This window comes from Methanosarcina thermophila TM-1 (assembly GCF_000969885.1).
Taxonomy (GTDB): Archaea; Halobacteriota; Methanosarcinia; order Methanosarcinales; family Methanosarcinaceae; genus Methanosarcina; species Methanosarcina thermophila.
The window spans coordinates 2,072,809-2,093,649 of sequence record NZ_CP009501.1 but is presented as its reverse complement, the minus strand read 5'-3'; the positions used below and the strand labels follow the sequence as shown (position 1 = coordinate 2,093,649).

Sequence of the window (20,841 nt, the reverse complement as noted above, 5' to 3'; positions counted from 1 at the left end):
ATATTAATGGAAGATTTCAATTCGATGTTTAATTAGAGGATTTTTATGAAACTGCTTGTAAGTCCAATCAATAAAGAGGAGGCAATTATTGCTTCCAGAGGCGGCGCAGACATTGTAGATGTCAAAAACCCCAAAGAAGGTTCCCTTGGTGCGAATTTCCCATGGATAATAAGGGAAGTAAAAGAAGCTATAGAAGGCAGACAGCCTATAAGTGCAACCATAGGAGATTTTGATTACAAACCGGGAACTGCTTCCCTTGCAGCATTAGGAGCAGCAGTTGCAGGAGCAGATTACATTAAAGTTGGTCTTTACGATATCCAGACTGAAGATCAGGCTTTTGAGTTCCTGACAAAAGTAACACGGGCTGTAAAGGATTATGACTCGACAAAAAAAGTCGTTGCCTCGGGGTACTCGGATTACAAGCGTATCAACTCAATTTCTCCATTATTGCTTCCTTCAATTGCCGCAGAAGCCGGGGTAGATGTAGTAATGGTTGATACAGCAATCAAGGATGGGAAATCAACTTTTGAGTTCATGGATGAGAAAGAACTTAAAAAATTTACCGACCTTGCCCATGAGCACGGGCTTGAAAACGCAATTGCAGGTTCACTAAAATTTGAAGATCTTCCGATACTTGAGAGGATAGGACCAGATATTATTGGCGTCAGGGGCATGGTTTGCGGAGGAGACAGAAGAACTGCAATCCGGCAGGAACTGGTAGAGAAACTCGTAGCCGAAGTCCAGGCTTGAGAAATCCTTTCTGGTATATGACTTAAAGTTGTGCCGGCAGGTCATCAGGCAAGCCGGCAGCAAAATAATTAATAAGTTAGTAACTATATTTAGTCTGATGCTAATATTTGGACATATTGGAATTACTCTGGGAATTTTCTACCTCCTGAACCGCTTATCTTCAAAAAATAACTTCATGGCATACTTTCCATGGATTGCATTTGGGGCGCTTCTTCCAGATTTTATTGATAAACCCCTCGGCAGGATAATTCTTTTTGACATTATAGGAAGTGGACGTATCTTTGCCCATACTTTACTTTTTGGCTTTCTGCTGGTTCTGGCAGGGTATTATCTGTATAACCGGGGTAAACCTGAACTCCTGGTTATTTCAGGAGCATCTTTTTGCCACCTTCTTGAAGATGAGATGTGGAATTACCCAGGAGCATTTTTCTGGCCCCTTTTTGGTTGGGAATTTCCGAAAGATACGATTTCAGGGAGTTTTATAGAGTATTTGATGATAGTTTTCAGTAGAGCATACGACCCACGATATAGAGAGGTTTTTATCTCAGAAATTATAGGCTTGCTTATAATTGTATTTCTTACTGCAAGTATATTCAAGAGAAAATAAAAGAGAAATCTGTATATAATATAGAAAAAGAGTAAAGTTTAACTTCAAGATGGGAGGGGTCTCTTTAAAAAAGAAAGAGAGTCTAATTCTAAAGCTGATGTTGCTTTCTTTAAAAAAAGAAAGAGAGCCCAAATTTTAAAGCTGATATAGCTTTCTTTAAAAAGCCTGATTCTAGGGAGAAACAGAGGAAGAGAGTTTATGGGATATGCTCATAGATTTCTATATTAAGGGAATCATATATCTTGTAAACTGGATAATCGGGCTCGACCTTGAGTGAGTTTTCGCCGGCGGGATCCGATGTTCCATCAGACCTCTGTGCTCTGGCAATATAAGCATCCGAGAAGGTTGTCTCTACAACATAGAAAGGTTCGTTTTCTGGTACTTTTTCTACAGATATATCCTTTTCAAGATCGTTTCTTGAGGGTTTTTGAGAGCCTTTGTCAGTCAGGCCCGAGCTACTGCTAAGTATGCTTGGCAGGGCGTCGCTTCCTTCCATATCTGGAGAGAACATAATGTACGGATAGGTTTCTTTCACTTCGGATAGCCATTGAATTCCTTCTGCTTCATTCTGTGAAATTGCTTCGGAAATTCCACCTGCATATGGTGAACTGAAACATGTGAAGAATCCCACTGTCCAGAGAAGACAGAGAACCAGGACTGCAGAGCCAAGACCAAGAGTATACCCTTTTCTAAGGAAAACAATGTAAAGGGAATATCCCAGCAAAGGAATTTGAGCAAAGATAATGAAACTCAAGTTTGCAAACCTATCTGGGGAGTACGGAACAAAGGGATTTAATAGGAAAGCGAGCTCAAGGAAGAAGGTTGCTATATAGAGCGCCAGGAAACGGGGATACCTGCGAACAAAATGGTGGCAAAATCTTTTACGATTTTGCCATACAATTATAGAATTGATCAGAATCAAAATTAAAGGGATATAGTACTTGCCGTAATAGAGATTTAAGAGATATACAAACTCGAAAAGCCCGTTTTCCGTCCCTGGTATCGTGGAAAGTCCTGCAGCTATTAATAGCTTAGCACGGAGGACAATGTCAGAAATAAAGGTATCAAAGAACTGGGAATCATATTTTGTGAATACAAGAAAGCTTCCCGAGGCAACTGATAGGAAGATGAATACGGGTATTTTTTTTCCTGCAGATTGGGAAACACGAGGGGAAAGAGATTTAAGACTCAAGATTTTACGGAGAAATCCGGATTTCAGAATCTTGCCCGAGAAGGTAAGGAGCACGGAGAAACAGGCAAGATATATAAAAATAAAGGGATGGGCTAAAGGAATCAAAGGAATCATAAAAAGAAGGCAGACAGCCATTGCCATATTCTTATCTGAGAGTACACTTCTCAGCACAAAAAGGTAGAGAGGCACCAGGCAAAAAGTCAGGTAACAGGGGGCTGCCGAAGTCTGGAAATGCCCGAAATAAGGAATCATCGAGGAAAGAAAGGCTACCAAAACTAGTTTTTCCCTGCTCATAAAAAGCCGATAAAACAGGAACATTCCGGTAATAAATAGGATTGAAAAGAATACTGGCAAAAAGTAAGAGAGTGCTGGCGTTTCAAGACCTGTGATCTGAGTCAGGGTTGAAACTAGTAGAGGTCCCGTAGGAGAAAGACTGGAAAAGCTTGAGAGGTCACAACGCGGACTCTGTCCTGCAAGTCCTATGTATGAGAACTCCTCTCCTCTTCCTATTGAAACATAACCAAGCATGTAAGGTGTGATCAGTATCGCAATGTGAACGAGAAACAGTATGAGAACTGCACTCATTTTTCTGTATGCAAGGAGCAGAACACAAGCTGAAAGGTAACAAAGGAGCAGGGTAAGGTAAAAGTTGAAAGGAATCTGCTCATAGATATTGGCTGTATATCCTTCAGGCTGAATTCCCCTGAGAGTAAATAGGCTGTAAACTAGTAATAACAGAGAAATTGAGGTTACGAGATTCAATATGTTATTCGTGATTTTAGACAATGTGTCCCCCATCCTTTTTTGGAAGTTAGAGAGTCCAGTTTTAACACTTTGGAAGTTAGAGAGCCCAGTTTTCTCATTTTAATATGGACTATTCCTGAGACTGCGGTTCCACCCTTGAAGAGTTTATATTCACAGACAGCAACAAGTCCAAAAACTATCGTTCATAATATTACTTATTTCTCCTCTTTCTTGTTTTCCTCAATTCAATCGGCTCAACAAATAATTAATGGTTGTGCCCTGAGTGCAGTTTGATATACCTGCCTCTACCTAATTAATGTTTTCATGAGTTAGAAATTTTTCAATAATTAAGAGTTTTTCAGATATTGTTCTCAATCTAGAAATTCCAGTATTTCTATGTCAATATTATTTTAAAGTTAAACAGCAGATAAAATCGAGGATTTTGTCCACCTGATTGACTATTAAAATTTGAGATTATTAATTTATAATACGAAAAATCAGTGCCCGTAAAGTAACCAGAATAAATATGCTTTTAAGATTGTTAAAGAAATTAAAGAAATATCAGCAAGAGGTTAATGTTTACAGCTCACGATAGAGTGAATTCATTTCCCTATTAATTTTCGAATTAAAGGGAAATGAATCAGAAGGAACTTCTGTCATGATCTGTCAGTTTAGGCTGGGAACTCAAGATAACCTCTAGACTAGCTTATTCCTGGATAGTCCCTTAAGCACAACTTTTTGATACTTCTCAAACTTTTCAAAATGTGACGAATTCTACGTTCTACAAGTTTTCCTTTCACGCACCAGTAAAATGGCCTGTTATTACCTATTGAAGGGAATTTAGCACAGGAAATGTCAAGTGGGTGGAAATAGAAGATAGTATGACCTCTTTTCAAGCTCTGAATAAGCCCATTCAATACTAGAGGAGCACCCAGGAAACGGAGTACCGGACCTCCAGATGCCGGAATTTTCAGTAAATTCTGATAATAAGCCCAGGGGAACTCAATAAAGTTTCTTTCATCGCCTGCTTCAAGTCCGCGTTCTACAGGATAGTAAGGATAAGAAGAGACTGTCTTAAGGGATGAATCGGTTTTATTATAAAGAGAATTTACGGATACCGATGAGTCATATTTGAACCCGATGCGTTCCAGTGAATCCAACATCCAGCCACCTACAAGGGCGTTTGGTGCCCTGTAGCCTATTACTTTTTCCCCACTGATTTTTTCCAGATTTCTTTTTGCAAGTAAGGTTTTCTGTTCAAACTCCTCGGCACTCATTAGTGGCTTCTTTGTTTCAGGATCGATTTTGCAGGCGTGATGCAGTCCATGACATGCAATTTCATGTCCTTTCTCAGCAATTGACTCTATAAGTCCAGGATAGTGCTCTATAGTATCTGCAACTACAAAGAAAGTAGCAGTTATATTGAATTCTTCGAGCATATTCAGAGTCCTTTTTGTAGGTTCAGTCAGGAAATCATATTGACCTTTCCATTTATCAAAAAACTCATTTACACTCCTGTAAACAGCATAAGGAGAACTGCAAACTGAAGGAATATGATACCAATCCTCAATATCCACTGTAACCGAAAAAGTACCCTCCATAAGACCCCCCGTCTACCAAATACGCTCATAGTGGCATATGATAAATTCTTAACCTGTACTGAAATTACATTAGGTTGGAGATTGTACAAATACAACTGGCTAAAATATTTGCCATTTAGAGGTGGGTCATCAGAGTATAAAAAATTTATCAGTTTTTCGGTTAAAATCAAAAATATAAACGTAAGCTTGAGCACTTACTTTGCTTTTAACAGTGTAAATTTAATTTAGACTCAACGAATAATAAATAGATATAAATACAGGATCTTAGTGCAGATTGTCTTTCTGATTGAGCCCATTCCAAAACCAAATTGTTTCTCATATCAATAAGAATTTCCAGAGTTATTCCTCACATCAATAAGAATTTCTAGAACAAATTTCGTGGTCGGAGACTCGATTGATTATTAAGGATTTGAGATCAGGGAACTCAATTTTGAGTTTTGGGTCATACCATTGTATAAACCGGAGAATGTAACCAGTAACAGCAGAGATCACGATATTTATGGGTCCAATCCGGAGGAGATTGGTTTACCTTCATAAATTTTTAGTCATAATATTGAACCAATTAAAGAAACTTTAAGACATAAACTTTTTGTATACTGCCGCAGTCAATGAGTATCGTCTTTGCATTTCCCCCGAAGCTTTAAGAAAAAATGGTAAAATTTTGCTTCAGTTAACAGTACAGTTCATTAAATTATATGGAACGCTAGTCTATCCCGAAATTAAACGGATAATACTCCCTGCAGATAGCTTTTTTCGCATCTGGAGATTTATACCTAAAAAAGTACAGGGATAAAAATGAACGGAAAAGCTCTGAGCCATAGATGGCAAAACAGGAAAAAAACCGGGATCTATCTTGCAATTTTAATTTTTTTGGTTTCAATGGGAACAACCGCCCTTTCCACGACATCGCCCAATAAAACTGTTTATGTTGCTACCGATGGAAGTGGGGATTTCAACTGCGATGGAAGTGACGACCAGGTAGAAATAAATAAAGCTCTTGCATGTGTTGCAGAAAACCCTCAACTCACAACCGTTCATCTGAAGGGTCCTAGTACATATATTATCTCAGACAGTATTCTAATTGGAAATGACACCATTCTGGAAGGAGACCCTACAGCCATAATTAAACTTAAAGATAATGCTGACTGGCCAAGGAATAAGCCCCTGATTACACAGATGGACAAAGCAGGAAGCCACAACATCACCATAAGAGGATTTGAAATCAACGGAAACCATAACAAAAATCTAGACAAAAAGAGAGGAGAGGGATATCACAATCTCATCCATTTCTTGAATTCCAGCAACATTCAGGTTCACTCCATGTATATGCATAACGGGCATGGAGATGGACTGAAGGTAGAAAGAAGTTCGAATATACAGTTTTACGATAACCGGGTTTATAAACTGGGGCATGATGGGCTTTATGCCATTGAATGTCAGAATGTAGAAGCCTGGAATAACGCAATAACCTGCAGAACTAACAGTGCCCTTAGAATCTGGAACTCAAACCATGTAAAGCTCCATGACAATCTAATTAATTCTTTTTATCACTGGAGTGCAGGAGGACCTGGAATCCAGATTCAGAAAACAACAGGTGTGATGAATGATATAGAGGTGTACAATAATACTATCCATAATACCTATGGTCCCGGAATCTGGCTGTTAGGCTATGGCAATTTTTATCCCAGGGAAGAAGCACAGGATGTGTACATTCATCACAATATATTTTACAGCACAGGTACAAACCCAAGTATAGATTGGGTAGGTGGTATAGTAGCGAGTGGTTTTTATAATACTCGCATTGAAAATAATGTGTTTGATGGCGTATATCATGCTGCAGTTATCCATATGTATCCTACAGGTTATTCTATTGATCTTTCACCCAAGGGCACAGGATACACAACAATTGTCCGCAATAATATTATTGTAAATACCCTGCCACGCAAAAAAGAACCTAGCGGAACAGGGTACGGAGTTATTAATTATCTGCCCGGAACACATACTTTTGTGCTGGAAAATAACTGTCTTTACAATAATAAAGCAGGCAACTATAAAAACTGCACATCGACAACTGATATTTATGCTGATCCTCTCTTTGCAAATCAGAAAGATCACGATTACCACTTGAAATCAACAGGTGGAAGATGGAACGGAAAAACCTGGGTAAAAGATCTTGTAAGTTCTCCCTGCATTGATGCCGGCTATCTGGGTTCTGACTATTCAAAGGAGCCCGGGAATAATGGAGGGAGGATCAACATAGGCAGGTATGGAAATACCGAATATGCTTCTATTTCAGGCGATATTCCTGGATATGTTGTATGGTGGAACCAGATATTTTCACCACAATGGAAGAATTTAAGGTTCCTGTTGAGAACTATTTTTTATTCTTCTTCAATATAATATTAAAACGCCTTAAACCTGCCTTTTAACAAAATACTTACTGGAATAGAAAAGAGTCAAAGTAAGTGATTTAACTTTAATTTATTAGCAATTATTAGAATTAGTTACTCTCTTTGGCAATTTGTGTAGGAGTGACTATAATGTCGTCTGTTCCTTTTTTATCTTTTTGGCAGGAATACCTGCAATTGAAATACTCTTCTCATAAAACAATTACCTGAAATTAATAAAGTTGTTTATGCGTGCAGGAGTGTCCTTGGGGATCGGTTGCAATTCTCGAGACTCGAGCAGCGAAAAGAATGATTGTATTCTCGAGACTATTTCATTTGCAAACTTAACAGGTAACCTTTTTTAATCTTAAAGAGTTATAGTTTTATGTATTGGGGATTTAATATGGACGGAAAAAGGCGAATGTATAAATGGGGAGATAGAAAAAAATTACTACTTTTTAGTATAATTTTTATTTCTCTAATTGCAGGTGTGACCATAACTTTATCCACCCCATCTGATACAGATACAGTAGTTCGTGTTTCTACCAATGGAAATGGGGACTTTAATTGCGATGGAATTGATGATCAGATAGAAATAAACCAGGCTCTTGCATATGTTGCGGAGCATCCAGAGCTTACAACCGTTCATTTGGAAGGACCTAATACATACGTTATTTCGGACACTATCTATATAGGGAGTAATACTATTCTACAGGGAGATCCTACAGCTGTGATCAAGCTTGAGGATAATGCAGGTTGGCCGGAAGGAAAGCCTTTGATTACGCAAATGGACAGTGCCGGAAATCATGATATTACCATAAGAGGGTTTGAGATTGATGGAAATCATGATAATAACGATGGTAAAAGCAGGGGCAAAGGATATCATAATCTGATTAGTTTCACTGATTGTGAGAATATAAAAGTCCACGACATGTACATGCATGACAGTCATGGGGATGGGCTTAAAGTCGTAAAATGTTCAGATATTCAGTTTTACAATAACCGGGTTTATAAATTAGGGCATGATGCTCTCTATGCCATCTATTCCTCAAATGTAGAAGCCTGGAACAATAAAATAACATGTAGAACAAACAGCGGTTTAAGAATTTACAATACAAATCACGTAAAGTTCCATAACAATATTATCAATTCCGAAGGAGAAGGAGGAGCAGGGATTGAAATCCAGAAGATCGGTCCTTCAACTGTGATGAATGATATTGAGATCTGCAATAACCTGCTATACGAGACCAATGCGGCAGGTATCTGGATTACAGGTTACGGGAACGGATATTCTAAAGACTCTGCAAGAGATATCCATATTCATCACAACAAATTTTATAAAACTGGAATTAACCGCGGTGCAGACTGGGCAGGAGGAATAGTACTTAACGGTTTTCAAAACACTTTGATAGAGAACAATAAATTCGATGAGTGCTACGGCGCTGCTATTGCCCATAAACAGGTTACTAAAGAATTTTTGGCTCCGGGCTCAGGATATACGACTATCGTGAGAAATAATATAATAATTAATACTCAGCCGAGTCCTGCAGCCGGAGAAGGATATGCTGTATACAATCAGTTGAGAGATACCCATTCATTTATCCTAGAAAATAATTGCCTTTCCAATAATGCAGGTGGGAATTATCTTGGTGCAAATTCTACTTCAGATGTCGAGGCTGACTCTGAACTTGCGGCGAAGTTGAGTAGAAATGAGTCTTTAGGAGAGGATTTCCCCTGGAGTGAAGCTATGTCTGCCGGACCTCAGACGCCTTATGAGATAGATGACAGTGGAGTCCAGGCAGGACAGGAAGAAGAGTTTGAATCAAAAATTGAAAGAATATTTTCAGAGTTTTTAAGATTTCTTAAAAGATTTTTTTTAGACCTTTCACTGCAGTCTGGTGAAGTGGAAAATCTTAAAATTGCATTACCATACGTCATTTCTGACAACAGGTTAAAGCAAGAGGCTCCTAACATGACTTTCAGTGAAAGTGAATATATTGACATAGGAATGACACCAGATGGAGGCATTTACAGGGGTCTTATAATCTTTGAGTTGGGTTCATTCAATCAAACTGACCAGATCGAAAAAGCAACTCTGTCTTTATTCTGGTACTACCCGGAGAATCAAATGAGACCGAAGGATACTGTACTGGAAGTATATAGACCTGTGGAATGGTGCAAAGAACATGTTACGTGGGAGCAAAGAGAAACCAACATTCCCTGGAGAAATTCAGGAGGAGACTGGTATGACAGGAATGGAGTCTTCCAAGGCAGCATCCCATATGCTTCAATAACTATCAGTGGAGATGAAATCCCTGGCAACCGCTACATTGAACTGGACGTAACAGACCTTGTTCAGGAATATATAAGCGGTAAGTACAAAAATACAGGTTTCCTAATTAAAGCCCGAGAGGAGGATGAAAATTATATTGCTTTCTACAGTACCAACTGGCAAAACAAAGACCAGAGACCCAAACTCACTATAGAGTATACCTGAATATCAGTAAATAGTCTGAGATATGCTGGTTCGTAAAGGGGCAACATTTAGATATAAACGAAAAACCTTTTAGCTTTAGATGCTGTTCTTTGGACATCTGGGGATTACACTGGGGGTCTTTTTATTATGCTCTATCTTTACACCCCGACTGAGAACTCTAATAGACCTGAGATATCTAGCTATTGGAGCCCTCCTGCCTGACTTAATAGATAAACCTTTAGGGAGAGTTATCTTTGCTTCTGTCCTTGCAAATGGACGCATTATAGGTCATACACTATTGTTTTCACTTATTCTCTCGCTAGTAGGAATATACCTGTACAAAAAAAGTAATAATTGCAGAGGCATTGCTCTTGCTTCAGGTTCTTTTCTTCATCTTCTAGAGGACCAAATGTGGTTTCAGCCTCTGACTTTCTTCTGGCCTCTCTTCGGGCTAAGCTTTCCCAGAGATTCTACTGACTATACCGGTCTGGAATACTTATTAATAATGTTCGGGAGGTCTTTTGAACCTGAATTCTCACAAACTTTCATCGCTGAAGTTCTTGGAATCGGGTTAATAGCTATCTTTGCTGTAAACTGGCTAAAAAGACGGCTGAGCAAAAAATTCTGATGGAACAAGAGGACATAAAAAAAGATGGAATAAAGGAAGAAAGGAGTTGAAGGTAAAGCTTGGGTATATAAATAAAATCCGGAGGGTTTCTTCTCCGGGTCTTAGCGAGCAAGCCCTACCTTCTCATTTTTTTTCTTCTCAACCTGCATATCAAAAAGCATTCCGAAGAGAAGCATTTGAAGCCCTGTACCCAGTACAAGGAAGCCAAGCAGAGGGTAGTAGGAAGGGAGAGGATTTTGCAGTAATATCTGCAAAAAGCCCCACAATCCTAACAGAACACCCACAGGCAAAGCCAGCATTCCAAGGAAATAGAATAATACAAGTGGATGGAAGTCCAGTACAGTGTATTTGACCCTTAGCCTCCAGAGAAAACCTCTGAAGATCATGGGAGCCACTTTGTGGATAAACTTGCCATACCGAATCTTGGACTTTTCTTTGCCATAGCGAGCAGGCATCACAACATCCATTACTCTCATTCCGAAAGCATTAAGCTTGATTAACAGATCGTTACAATAACCATAATAAGGATAGACTGAATCTAGATCGATCACCTCCAGGGCCTGCCTGGAGATAGCTGTATATCCGTTCTGAGGGTCCATAACCTGCCAGTAACCGCTGCCTATTTTTGTGATAAAGCTGAGGAGATAATTTCCAAAAGACCTCCATTTGCTCATTCCGGTCCTAAAATCATCAGTAAGTAGTCTATTCCCTTTTGTATAATCAGCTCTCCCTTCAATAATTGGGAAAATTAACCTGGGAAGCTGGACTGGGTCCATTTGATTATCTCCAGCCATGACCGCAACGATATCCATCTCGTCTTTGAGGGCAAGTTTATATCCGCTGATTATTCCTGCGCCCACTCCTTTGTTTACTTCATGACGCAAATACACAATCCGTGGATCCCCAAAGTTTTTTACAATCTCGCCTGTGCGATCTGTGCTGGCATCGTCAATTACATAAATTCTGTCTACATATTCGGGGATGCCGCTTAGAGTTTCGCCTATAAGCAATTCCTCATTATAAGCAGGCACGACAACTCCTATACGAGTGCTCTCAAGTTTCCTGAACATAGGGTCTACATCGAAACTCAGGTAGTTAACCTTAAGTCCTCCAGCTTTCGCCGCAGAAAGCAAGGATTTCAAAGAGAGATGTTCCATGCCTGAACTGACTTTCTGCAGCGCATCTGAGGTTATCGCAAGAAACCCTATTTTTTCCTTAAAGGTATTTTTCCCATTGAAAAGCATTACCGTTTCCAGCTCATAGGATATACGACAGGGCCATGAACCCACTGATAGATCAAATCCCTGTCTTAGCGGCTCAAGTACATGGGAAAGCAAATCTATATCCTGTATGCATTCCGGATAGATAAGAACAACAATTTCTGAATCAAGAGATGCCTTGTAGAGGACGTTGAGTAATGCTTCCTCTCCCCCTGAGATAGGGACAACTCGTGCCCCTCCCAAGGCAGCTACCTCCATAGTTCGATCTGTAGAGCCTTTATCAAGAACAAGTACGCGGTCAGCGTAACTTGCCGCAATCAGAACCTTGCTTCCAATGGAAGTCTCCTCGTTCTGAGCTGGTATCAAGACAGTAAATTCATGCCTGAGCAACCTATCGGTAAGTTGGGTTGGCGAAGATACTATGTTAATAGGATCAGAGATTAGAGAGTTGAGACCAAGTGAAAAGGCTGAATGCAAACCCAACTTACCCCCCTATACAAATGCATGTGCTATAACCCCCTTTATGTGTATAATTGCAAAAATATTAAAGGCTATCATACTAAAAATTATTAGACTATGATATATTTAAGGTTAACACATGATATGGATATTCCAATAAAAATATTAATATGGAAAAAATATCCTTACAAAAGATTCTTAAAATAGCTATAAAACGATGAGGAATTTTCTATACATCTAAACAGAAAATTAAACCTGATTCTTTAGAGATTAAAAACAGGATAATTGAGAGACCTATATTATCCGTGCAGCTTAACTAACCCTTAACTTGTAAACTATTTTTTAATATAGAAAGGTTCTTTGTATGCAATTTTCAGCTTTTATTGTCATGAAATGGAGTGTCTTAAAGAAATAATTAGTTTGGGAAAAGAACGGAAGAATAACTCGAATGGAACACACTAAAATCTGCCTGATCAAACCATATATCGAGATAAGAATCTTTGTATTGACAAGGTTAATATTGCAGTTTCTCAAGCATTTATACCACATCCGTGGATATAAATTCCTGATATCAGGCAGTCTGAATTTATCGATCTACTTTCCATGTGACAACCGCCATAGAATCAAATCATGTCCTGACTGAAGATAGATTATCAGATAAGATAATACTGTAAGAGGACCCAACTAATAAAAAATGTGCGTGTTAGAGTTTTTTTCTGAGATAGTTATAAAGCTTGGAAGTAGACAACTTGTAGCCCTGAAAGTATAAATAAAAGTCGCAGCATATTGAGCAGCATTCATGATCTATCGTCGAGTAGAGTAATATATTATAATAGTAATAAGTATTGTGAAAAAAATTTTATTCCAACGCTAAAACTTATATCCTAATAATATTTATTCATTTATGGGGGAACATTGTAAATTGGTGGATACTGCAGGGTCTCGACTTATGAACAAAGTTGCAAAATAACTCTGGTTAACCTGGAACCTTATTATTCAGAGGCTGGCGCAATAACCTTGCTTCTCTTACACGTACTTCTCCTATATATTAATCTATTATATTATACATGGCATAAAGAAAAAATATGTCTGATGGTCTCAATCAATACGTCTAATGGTTTCAATCATTGAATAATTAAGGCTAATCTACAGAGAATAAAAATACAGATTCTCTCTGCCGATAATTGAACACCTGTGTTAAAACAAAATTTTTTATTCAGAAGATTGCCAGAATGTTGATGGAAGCCGCACTGAAAAAGATCCAAGATAATAAGGGAATTGGGAGTAGGGTTAGCCAGCAGAGAAGTTAATCAGTTTTTGCAATCAAAAGCACAACTAATAAGCGGGACTCTAGAGTGACAAGATAACTTTAGAGAATAAATGAGATTAATGTTTTTAAGGCAGTGGTCTAAACGATATAATATAGTCTATGAGAATAGTACATTAGGGTTCCAGTGGGGGTAGGATTGATACAAAAAGCTCATCGAGATAAGTTCCTAAAAGATAAAAATAAAGGAACCAGAGTTAATCAAATATTTAATAAAGTTGAAGCTCCAAGCAATAAGAATAAAGAGAATACTTTGTCTGAGAAAATAATGGAAGATAGGGAGCTATGGGATTTATTTACAAAAAAAGAAGAGTACGACCCTATCCTCTTAGATAAGTATGGAAGATTCTCATATTACTTAAGCAGTCAAAGAAATATTTTTGAGCCTCATGTCTCGAAATTTTTGATTAAAAATGGGCTAAGTTTCGAATATCCTGAAGGAAGAAATTTTGCCGTATGTCTGACTCATGATATCGATTTTGTATGCCCAGGAATGCTGAATACTGCAGCCAGAGCAGTAAAAGCTCTCAAAAGGGGTCAGTTCGTACAGGCTTCTATCCTTCCGTTCTCAAGAATAAACAAAACCTGGAACCCTTTGTGGAATTTTAGACAAATTATGAAACTGGAAAAAGGCTATGGGGCAAAATCCACATTTTATTTTCTGACCCTTGATCCTGGAGACGAAGATTTTACTTTCAGCATTGAAGAAGTGGAAGAAGAACTCGGCTATATTTTGGACAATGGATGGGAGGTGGGGCTTCACGGAGGTCATGAGGCTTACAATAACCTAATAGAAATGAAAAACAAAAAACAAAAACTGGAGAAAGTACTCCGAAAGGAGGTTATAAGCTACAGGAATCATTATCTTCGATTTAAAACTCCAGAAACCTGGGAATTCCTTACAGAGGCGGGCTTCAGTTACGATTCAACCTTCGGCTATCATGATTGTGTGGGGTTCAGGAACGGAATGTGTCATCCTTTTAATCCATATAACCTTAACACAGGAAAAGAAATCGATATTCTGGAAATTCCACTGGGTATTATGGATACCACCCTTTTCAGCCAGATGCATCTAAACTTCAATCAGGCATGGAAACTTACGGAAAAGCTCATTGATACAGTTGAAAATTATAAAGGCGTACTTACAATCCTCTGGCATAACACGTATATGCAAGGGGATTATCTGGAATTCTATAAAAGAATCCTGGAGTATTGTACTCAAAAAAATGCCTGGATGACATCAGGAGCCGAGATATACAGATGGTGGAAGGAAAACTACTGAATATGATATTAAGAGAAATAACATGGGATTGAAAAAGAAAATTAACCTGTGAGAAAACCATCCGGATTTACAGGCAAAAAATATTTTAACTTAGAATGTTTTAGATTATGAAAGTTATTGATTTGTGGGGTTATATGGAAACTGCAAAAAGATACGCAGAGGAGCTTACTAAAAACCTTGATGTAATTCTCAGCATCATGGGATTCGGTTTAGGGTTATTTATTATTTCTTTATATTATATAATCAATCTAAACCAGATAGATATTGGCATAGCCATTCTCTCTTCATGTTTAATCTACTTCGTCTTCAGAAATAAATTTAAAAGCGAGGCTGCGATATCTTCCCAAGAAGACAGATTTAAAAGTATACTGGGAATCTCATTCTATCTCATTTTCTTGATATGCGTTTTAATATATAGTATGAATCTATATTACAGACCCATATCTTATTTCATATTGATATCTGTCCTTGCAGCCATTATTGCCTCTCAGATCCTTTATATTAGGAAGGGAGACAGTGTAGTATCCATACTGCTGCAAATATTCCTTCTATCCATTCTCATAAGAGTAGGGATTTTTTACAATTTTCCGAGTCTTATGGGCTACGATGCTTATTTCCATGCCAGTATGGCACGGTATATTACTGATACCGGATCCATTGCTCCTATTGAGATAAGTGGCAAATACTTCTATTATCCACTTGCTCATATTTTTATCTCAGCAACTCAGATAATGGGTAATACAGATGTTAAAGACGCAATATTTTACTCCATAGGAATTGTCAGCATTCTCAGTACTCTGGTCATTTACCTCATAGGAGAGAAACTTGAAGGCCCTCAGATGGGTTTGCTGGCGACTTTGCTAATAAACTTAAATAATCATAACATCGTTGCTGGCATTGCGAATATAACTCCTGGCTCACTTGTTCTCTGCTACTTTATATTTGTTATATACGCGATCTTTAGCGAGAAACAGAGCTTGAGATACACAGGACTTATCCTTATAACTACTATTCTAATGGTTCTAACCCACCAGTTGACCACTTTTGTAGTACTTCTTTCTTTAGCCTCAATCTATGCAGGCAAATACCTTCACAACCATGTTTATAAGAGTCTCCCTACCAAAACAAACAGCTTTAATTATATGCTCTTTTTTGTTATTAGCTTACAAACATACTGGATGTTCACATTTGTCAATCCGAACACCTCATTCCTTGAGATGGTTCTCGGTCCTCTTATGGATGTGATTGAGGCAGGATCAAGCTACTCAAGCGAGGAGCTCATTTTAGGCTCCGCAAGAAATCAGGAAACACTGGAAGTACTCTTACTTCACATAAGCTATCTTGCCTTGCCATTTTTCGCAATAGGAGGAGTATTAGCCTGGTTTTCTGGCAGAGATATCAAAAGTATAAACAAATTCTCTGTTGCTCTTGTAGTTGCAATTCTGTACGGTCTTGCGTATGGCATTCCTCTACTCGGAATGAGAAATTTTCTAACAAGCCGATGGTTCCCGCTAATAGCAGTGTTTCTGGTACTTGTAGCTGCTTCATATATGCTAAAATTAGCGAGTCTCTTTAATTCGAAAAAAGCAAAGGTGCTCGCAATTTTTGTAATCATTTCACTGTTTTCATTTATAATGGTAACCACGCCAGGCATAAATAAAGACAACCCTCTTGTTGCAAAGGATACAACCGTCAGGAACCAGTTCAAAGAGGTTGAAATCGAAGCAATAAAAACAATAACAGCAAAACACTCCGGAAACATCCTGATGGATTCTCCATATGACAGTTGTCTTTTTTACAGGGATAGAGGATATGATTCAAGTAACGCAACATATTTTAACATTCAGCATATACAGACAGGAGAGATTGCTGGCAATCCCTTGGTTTTGCTGAGAAAATCGACTTTGAAAGAGCCGGTATCCATTAATGATCCTGAACGTTATGGAGTGAATTTTATTCAGAAGATGCCAGAAGAATTTTTCAACAGATTTAAAACATATGATTATGCCCGTGTATATGATAACGAAGAAGTATTTGCTTATATAAAGGAAGAAAAAACGGCCTGAAATCAAGAGCCGAGAATAAACTCCATTTACACAATTGGGAAATGAAAGAAGAGCCCATGCATCTGGAGCCTATATTTTTAGAGTTGAAGATAGATGTCAAACTTTATCGCTAATGTTTTGAAACTTGTATCAGGAAGTGTTGCTTCACAGGTTCTGGCTATACTTCTTGTACCCCTAGTCACAAGAATTTACAGCCCTGATGACTTGGGAGTTTTTCAGCTTTTTGTTTCGGTATCAGGAATACTGGTAATTTTCTCTACTTTTTCATACCAGTATGCTATTATGCTACCAAAAACCGAAGAAGATTCTGCAAACGTAGTCTCTCTTTGCACGGTATTAGTTATCTTTATATCTTTACTCACGGCTGCAACTGTAATAATATTCCCAGATAAAATTGAGCGAATCCTTAATGCTCCTGGAATCTCAGAGTATTTAATTTATCTACCTCTAATAGTATTTTTTAACGGGCTTTTCTTTGTTCAGAATTACTGGCTTTCAAGAAAAGTACGTTTTGGAATTATAGCAGGCTCCAAAGTTCTAAACACATTGTCAACCAAAATATTACAGTTAGTTGCCCCAATATGGAGTGCAGTATCGCCTCTGGGTCTCATAGCAGGATACACAATTGGATACGGATTAGCGGACTTGTTCATGCTAAAGGGTGCAAAAGAAGATTTAAAAATCTTCAAGAAGGTTTCGATAAAAAAAATGAAAGAGTTAGCTATTCGGTATAAAAACTTTCCCTTATTTAGCTCCTGGTCCACACTCGCAAACTCAATTTCGCCACAGGTGCCTACCTTTTTGCTTGTGTACTTTTACAGTACAAGTGTTGTCGGATATTTTTCGCTTGCGAATCAAGTAGTAAATATGCCTATGGGGCTTATCGGGACAGCTATTCAGCAGGTTTTCTTCCAGAGAATCAGTGAGGTAAAGAACGGGAATGGAGAAGGGGATATGAAAACTATTGTTAGCGAGGTTTACAAAAAGCTAATTCTAATAGGCATATTCCCAATGATACTTCTGCTGATCCTAGGAGAGGAAATCTTTACATTTGCTTTCGGAGAGGGCTGGCACGTATCAGGCACTTATGTGAAAATCCTTGTGCCCTGGATATTCCTCGTTTTCCTGTCCTCGCCTATCTCAACTCTCTATAGCATCTTTGAGAAACAGAAGGTCTGGCTTACCTTCAGCATTGTTCTTCTTATCTCCAGGATAGTAGCACTGGTTATAGGAGGAATGTACGGAAGCCCTGAGTTTGCCCTCGGACTCTTCAGCTTAACAGGAGTTATATTCTGGCTCTGGAATAATGCGTATTTGCTTAATCTTGCAGGAATTAATAGAATGGAAAGCGTAGAGATCCTTATTAAATATGCAGCAATAGGAATCGCTGTATCGATCCCATTAATTTTGCTTGAAGTGTTCTCTGCAAACTTTTATATTATCCTTCTTGCAACTGTCATCATAACTCCTATTTATTACGGTCTAACCCTTCGTGATGACCCTACATTCAGGAAGATTTTTTCGGCTTTTCTCGTGAATATAAAAAACAAAATCTGAATAGGAAATTAAACCTTTTAAGGGAAATAACTTTAAGAAAAAGCTGAAAATTTCTAAAACATCCCATTTACAAAGAAAAAAAGTATCTGGTCAGGAAAGAGTTCCGATTAGAAAAAATATAAAAATTAAACCAGGATTTTCCTGATTTAAGCCCCATTAGAAAAGAATATAAAAATTAAATTAGGATTTTCCTGATTTTACAATTCTAAAAAAATCGGTTCTGTTAGAAAGTTTCTTTGTGAGTGATTTTATACAGGGTTTTTGCGATTGAATATTTTTTGCTCTCCAGAGTCACGCTATAATAGGGAATTAGCTCAGGAGAGAAACCCATGATAAAATCCGCAAACCTGGGAATATTCGCTGCCATTACATTCATGTACTCGAAGTTTCGGGACTTAAGATCAAGAAATTCATTATAATATAGAAGAGCATTGGGACCCAGACGACCAAAATCCGGGTTCAGGGCTGAGGTCCAGGTTATGGTGCTTTTCTTTCCATACAGATTCAGGTGAGCTGCAATAGCTTCACCTTCAGGAGTCTCTGTGACAAACATATAACCAATATCTTTTTCCTGAATCAGCTTAAATACTCTCTCGAAAAATTCTCTGGGAAGGGGAGGCGCTAAATTCTGTTTTTCGTAAACCATTGAGAGCAGATGGTAATATGTCTCAGGATCATTCCATACCCTGGTCTTAAGTCCTGCCTCATTTGCAGTTCTGAGTTCTCTGCGGATCTTTCTTGAAAGGTTGTTATCCACATTATCTTTCAGATTTAAGTAATGAGTATAATGCACGGTGGAATCCCATCCATACCAGGTAAAAGGTCTCACATCCTTAAACCCGGGAGAAAGCGTAAGATGAATACTATCAAATCCCTGCTTGCAAAGAAACTCCCTGAGGGGATTAAGAATTTCATGAATCTCCTGTATACGTTTACTTGTCCTGGAACTGGCACTCTCTTTTACAAGAGGTCCACTATAGCTGGTCATATCACAGGTCGAGGTTGCTACTTTCAAGATTCCCTTAATGTTTTTAACAAAAAGCGGACAGCCTCCTACAAGTTCGCCCTTTCTGAAACAGCCGTAGATTCTGAGATCTTTTGACAGGACATCCCTGCAGATTCCAAGCCATTCACTGGTATGGAAAATTGTACCAGGCTCAGCTTTCTCTACAAGCAGATCCCATTCTTTGTATTCAGATGGCGCTAATTCTCTAACTTCAATTTCGTCCATTTTAAGCCCCGTGCAATAGATACTATTCTTATCTGATTAATAATTGAGTTATAGGAAAACATCAATTAATTTCGAATTCTCAGTTCTCGGCTTCGAGTACTGATTTGCAGACTTCGTTAACCTTTTTCGCAACGCTGTACCAGCTGTAATTTTCAGTAACATAACTTAAACCTTTTGAGCCCAGTTTCTTCCCCAAACCCGGATTTTCAAGCACCTTTATGATTCCTTCTGCAAGAGCATTCGGGTTTTCAGGAGGGACAAGAATTCCTCCTCCTGAAGCCTCAAGTACATCGGAAACACCACTAATATTACTTGCAACTACAGTTTTTCCGCAAGCCATGTACTCGTATAATTTCAGAGGAGAAAGACCTATTTTTGCATTTCTGGCAAGTATAAAAGGAGCTGCACATATATCACTCGCATTAATGTAAAGAGGCACGCGATCGTAGGCAACCACGCCTGTAAAAATAAACTTATCCTCAACTCCGAGTTCCCTGCAGAGCTTGAGAAGGTTGTCTTTCATAACTCCATCTCCGACAATCAGGAAATGGCATTCTGGAAACCTGGAAAGTATAGATGGAGCTGCCTTTACCAGATACTCGACCCCCTGCCAAGGAGCAAGGTTGCCCACAAAACATACATAGGGAGTTTCAAGCTCCAGACCGAGTTCTTTTCTACAGATCTCCTGCTCTTTCGGCCTGAACAGGGAGGTATTTGCTCCATTGGAGACTACAACTATTTTTTCTCCAGGAATGTTATATATCTTCTCAAGATTTGTTTTTATACCTGGAGTCACGACAATAATTCTGTCTGAAAACCCGAGAGCTTTTTTGAGAATAAACAGTTTAAGCTTTGCATGCACAGAGAAATACTGGTTTGAAAAATAATTCTTTTTGCGTGGTTGTGAAAATCCGTCCTCCTCATATTTTGTTCTGAAAAGATTCTTTTCGTCCTCAGGAATCCCATTTAACTCGTAAACTATTTTTTTACATCTGGTCTTGCAGAAAAGTCCAGCAAGAAATCCAAAGTTAGGATTGCGGGTATACAGCACATCAAAAGTTTCGGAACTGAGAAGGCTTATAGAACTGCTGAAGTAATTGACAATGAGTGAAAGGAAATTTCCAGGTGGGATATTATGGCTATGTATATTCTTGATATTCGATAGAGGGGTATTACCAGCAGTAAATATATGGATTTCATTCTCAAACCTGGCTAGATTGCTAACAAGTTCGTATCTATGGATAAGCGAACCATCGGCAAGAGAAAGAGGCTTTACCATATCTAGGAAAAGCATCTTCAAATTATCACCTGTGA

At 38.4% G+C, this 20,841-nt stretch carries 13 protein-coding genes; 8 read left to right on the top strand and 5 right to left on the bottom strand.

What is annotated here, in order from left to right; genetic code table 11:
• Positions 1-45 precede the first annotated feature (45 nt).
• Positions 46-750 (top strand): (5-formylfuran-3-yl)methyl phosphate synthase, encoded by a 705-nt coding sequence (locus MSTHT_RS09025; protein ID WP_048167489.1) that lies wholly within the window; start codon positions 46-48, stop codon positions 748-750.
• 97 nt (positions 751-847) lie between these two features.
• On the top strand, positions 848-1,357 hold the full coding sequence (locus tag MSTHT_RS09020) for a metal-dependent hydrolase (RefSeq protein WP_048167488.1): 510 nt from the start codon (positions 848-850) through the stop codon (positions 1,355-1,357).
• Between the two features lie 196 nt (positions 1,358-1,553).
• On the opposite strand, the gene MSTHT_RS09015 is transcribed toward MSTHT_RS09020, so the two are convergent.
• Both MSTHT_RS09015 and MSTHT_RS09010 read right to left on the bottom strand, forming a co-directional pair.
• Complete coding sequence (locus MSTHT_RS09015; protein ID WP_048167487.1) at positions 1,554-3,335, bottom strand: hypothetical protein; 1,782 nt, start codon at positions 3,333-3,335, stop codon at positions 1,554-1,556.
• Positions 3,336-3,994: 659 nt separating this feature from the next.
• Positions 3,995-4,894: a polysaccharide deacetylase family protein gene (locus MSTHT_RS09010; RefSeq protein ID WP_048167486.1), complete on the bottom strand. Its 900-nt coding sequence runs from the start codon at positions 4,892-4,894 to the stop codon at positions 3,995-3,997.
• Between the two features lie 795 nt (positions 4,895-5,689).
• Here MSTHT_RS09010 and MSTHT_RS09005 point away from each other — a divergent pair.
• The 3 genes from MSTHT_RS09005 to MSTHT_RS08995 all read left to right on the top strand — a co-directional run bounded on the left by MSTHT_RS09005 (position 5,690) and on the right by MSTHT_RS08995 (position 10,385).
• Positions 5,690-7,294, top strand: a complete 1,605-nt coding sequence (locus MSTHT_RS09005; protein WP_048167485.1) for a right-handed parallel beta-helix repeat-containing protein — start codon at positions 5,690-5,692, stop codon at positions 7,292-7,294.
• A 390-nt stretch (positions 7,295-7,684) separates the two neighbouring features.
• A complete protein-coding gene (locus tag MSTHT_RS09000) occupies positions 7,685-9,778 on the top strand; it encodes a disaggregatase related repeat-containing protein (RefSeq protein WP_048167484.1) in 2,094 nt (697 codons plus the stop codon).
• Between the two features lie 79 nt (positions 9,779-9,857).
• Positions 9,858-10,385, top strand: coding sequence for a metal-dependent hydrolase (locus MSTHT_RS08995; protein WP_048167483.1), 528 nt, complete (start codon positions 9,858-9,860; stop codon positions 10,383-10,385).
• Between the two features lie 101 nt (positions 10,386-10,486).
• Here the strand turns inward: MSTHT_RS08995 and MSTHT_RS08990 are convergent, their stop codons facing one another.
• Complete coding sequence (locus MSTHT_RS08990; protein ID WP_231588052.1) at positions 10,487-12,088, bottom strand: glycosyltransferase family 2 protein; 1,602 nt, start codon at positions 12,086-12,088, stop codon at positions 10,487-10,489.
• Between the two features lie 1,571 nt (positions 12,089-13,659).
• On the opposite strand from MSTHT_RS08990, the gene MSTHT_RS08985 reads away from it, so the two are divergent.
• From MSTHT_RS08985 to MSTHT_RS08975, 3 genes are all read left to right on the top strand, one after another.
• Positions 13,660-14,673: a polysaccharide deacetylase family protein gene (locus MSTHT_RS08985; protein WP_231588051.1), complete on the top strand. Its 1,014-nt coding sequence runs from the start codon at positions 13,660-13,662 to the stop codon at positions 14,671-14,673.
• 107 nt (positions 14,674-14,780) lie between these two features.
• Positions 14,781-16,739 carry a hypothetical protein gene (locus MSTHT_RS08980; protein WP_231588050.1) on the top strand — a complete coding sequence of 653 codons (1,959 nt, stop codon included), beginning with the start codon at positions 14,781-14,783 and terminating at the stop codon, positions 16,737-16,739.
• Between the two features lie 93 nt (positions 16,740-16,832).
• Entirely contained in the window at positions 16,833-18,296 is a 1,464-nt protein-coding gene (locus tag MSTHT_RS08975) for a lipopolysaccharide biosynthesis protein (RefSeq protein WP_048167481.1), read from the top strand.
• Positions 18,297-18,519: 223 nt separating this feature from the next.
• Here MSTHT_RS08975 and MSTHT_RS08970 read toward each other — a convergent pair whose 3' ends face one another.
• Together MSTHT_RS08970 and MSTHT_RS08965 are read right to left on the bottom strand one after the other, a co-directional pair.
• A complete protein-coding gene (locus MSTHT_RS08970; protein ID WP_048167480.1) occupies positions 18,520-19,527 on the bottom strand; it encodes a GNAT family N-acetyltransferase in 1,008 nt (335 codons plus the stop codon).
• Positions 19,528-19,606: 79 nt separating this feature from the next.
• A complete protein-coding gene (locus tag MSTHT_RS08965; RefSeq protein WP_048167479.1) occupies positions 19,607-20,821 on the bottom strand; it encodes a glycosyltransferase family 4 protein in 1,215 nt (404 codons plus the stop codon).
• Between the last annotated feature and the right edge of the window lie 20 nt (positions 20,822-20,841).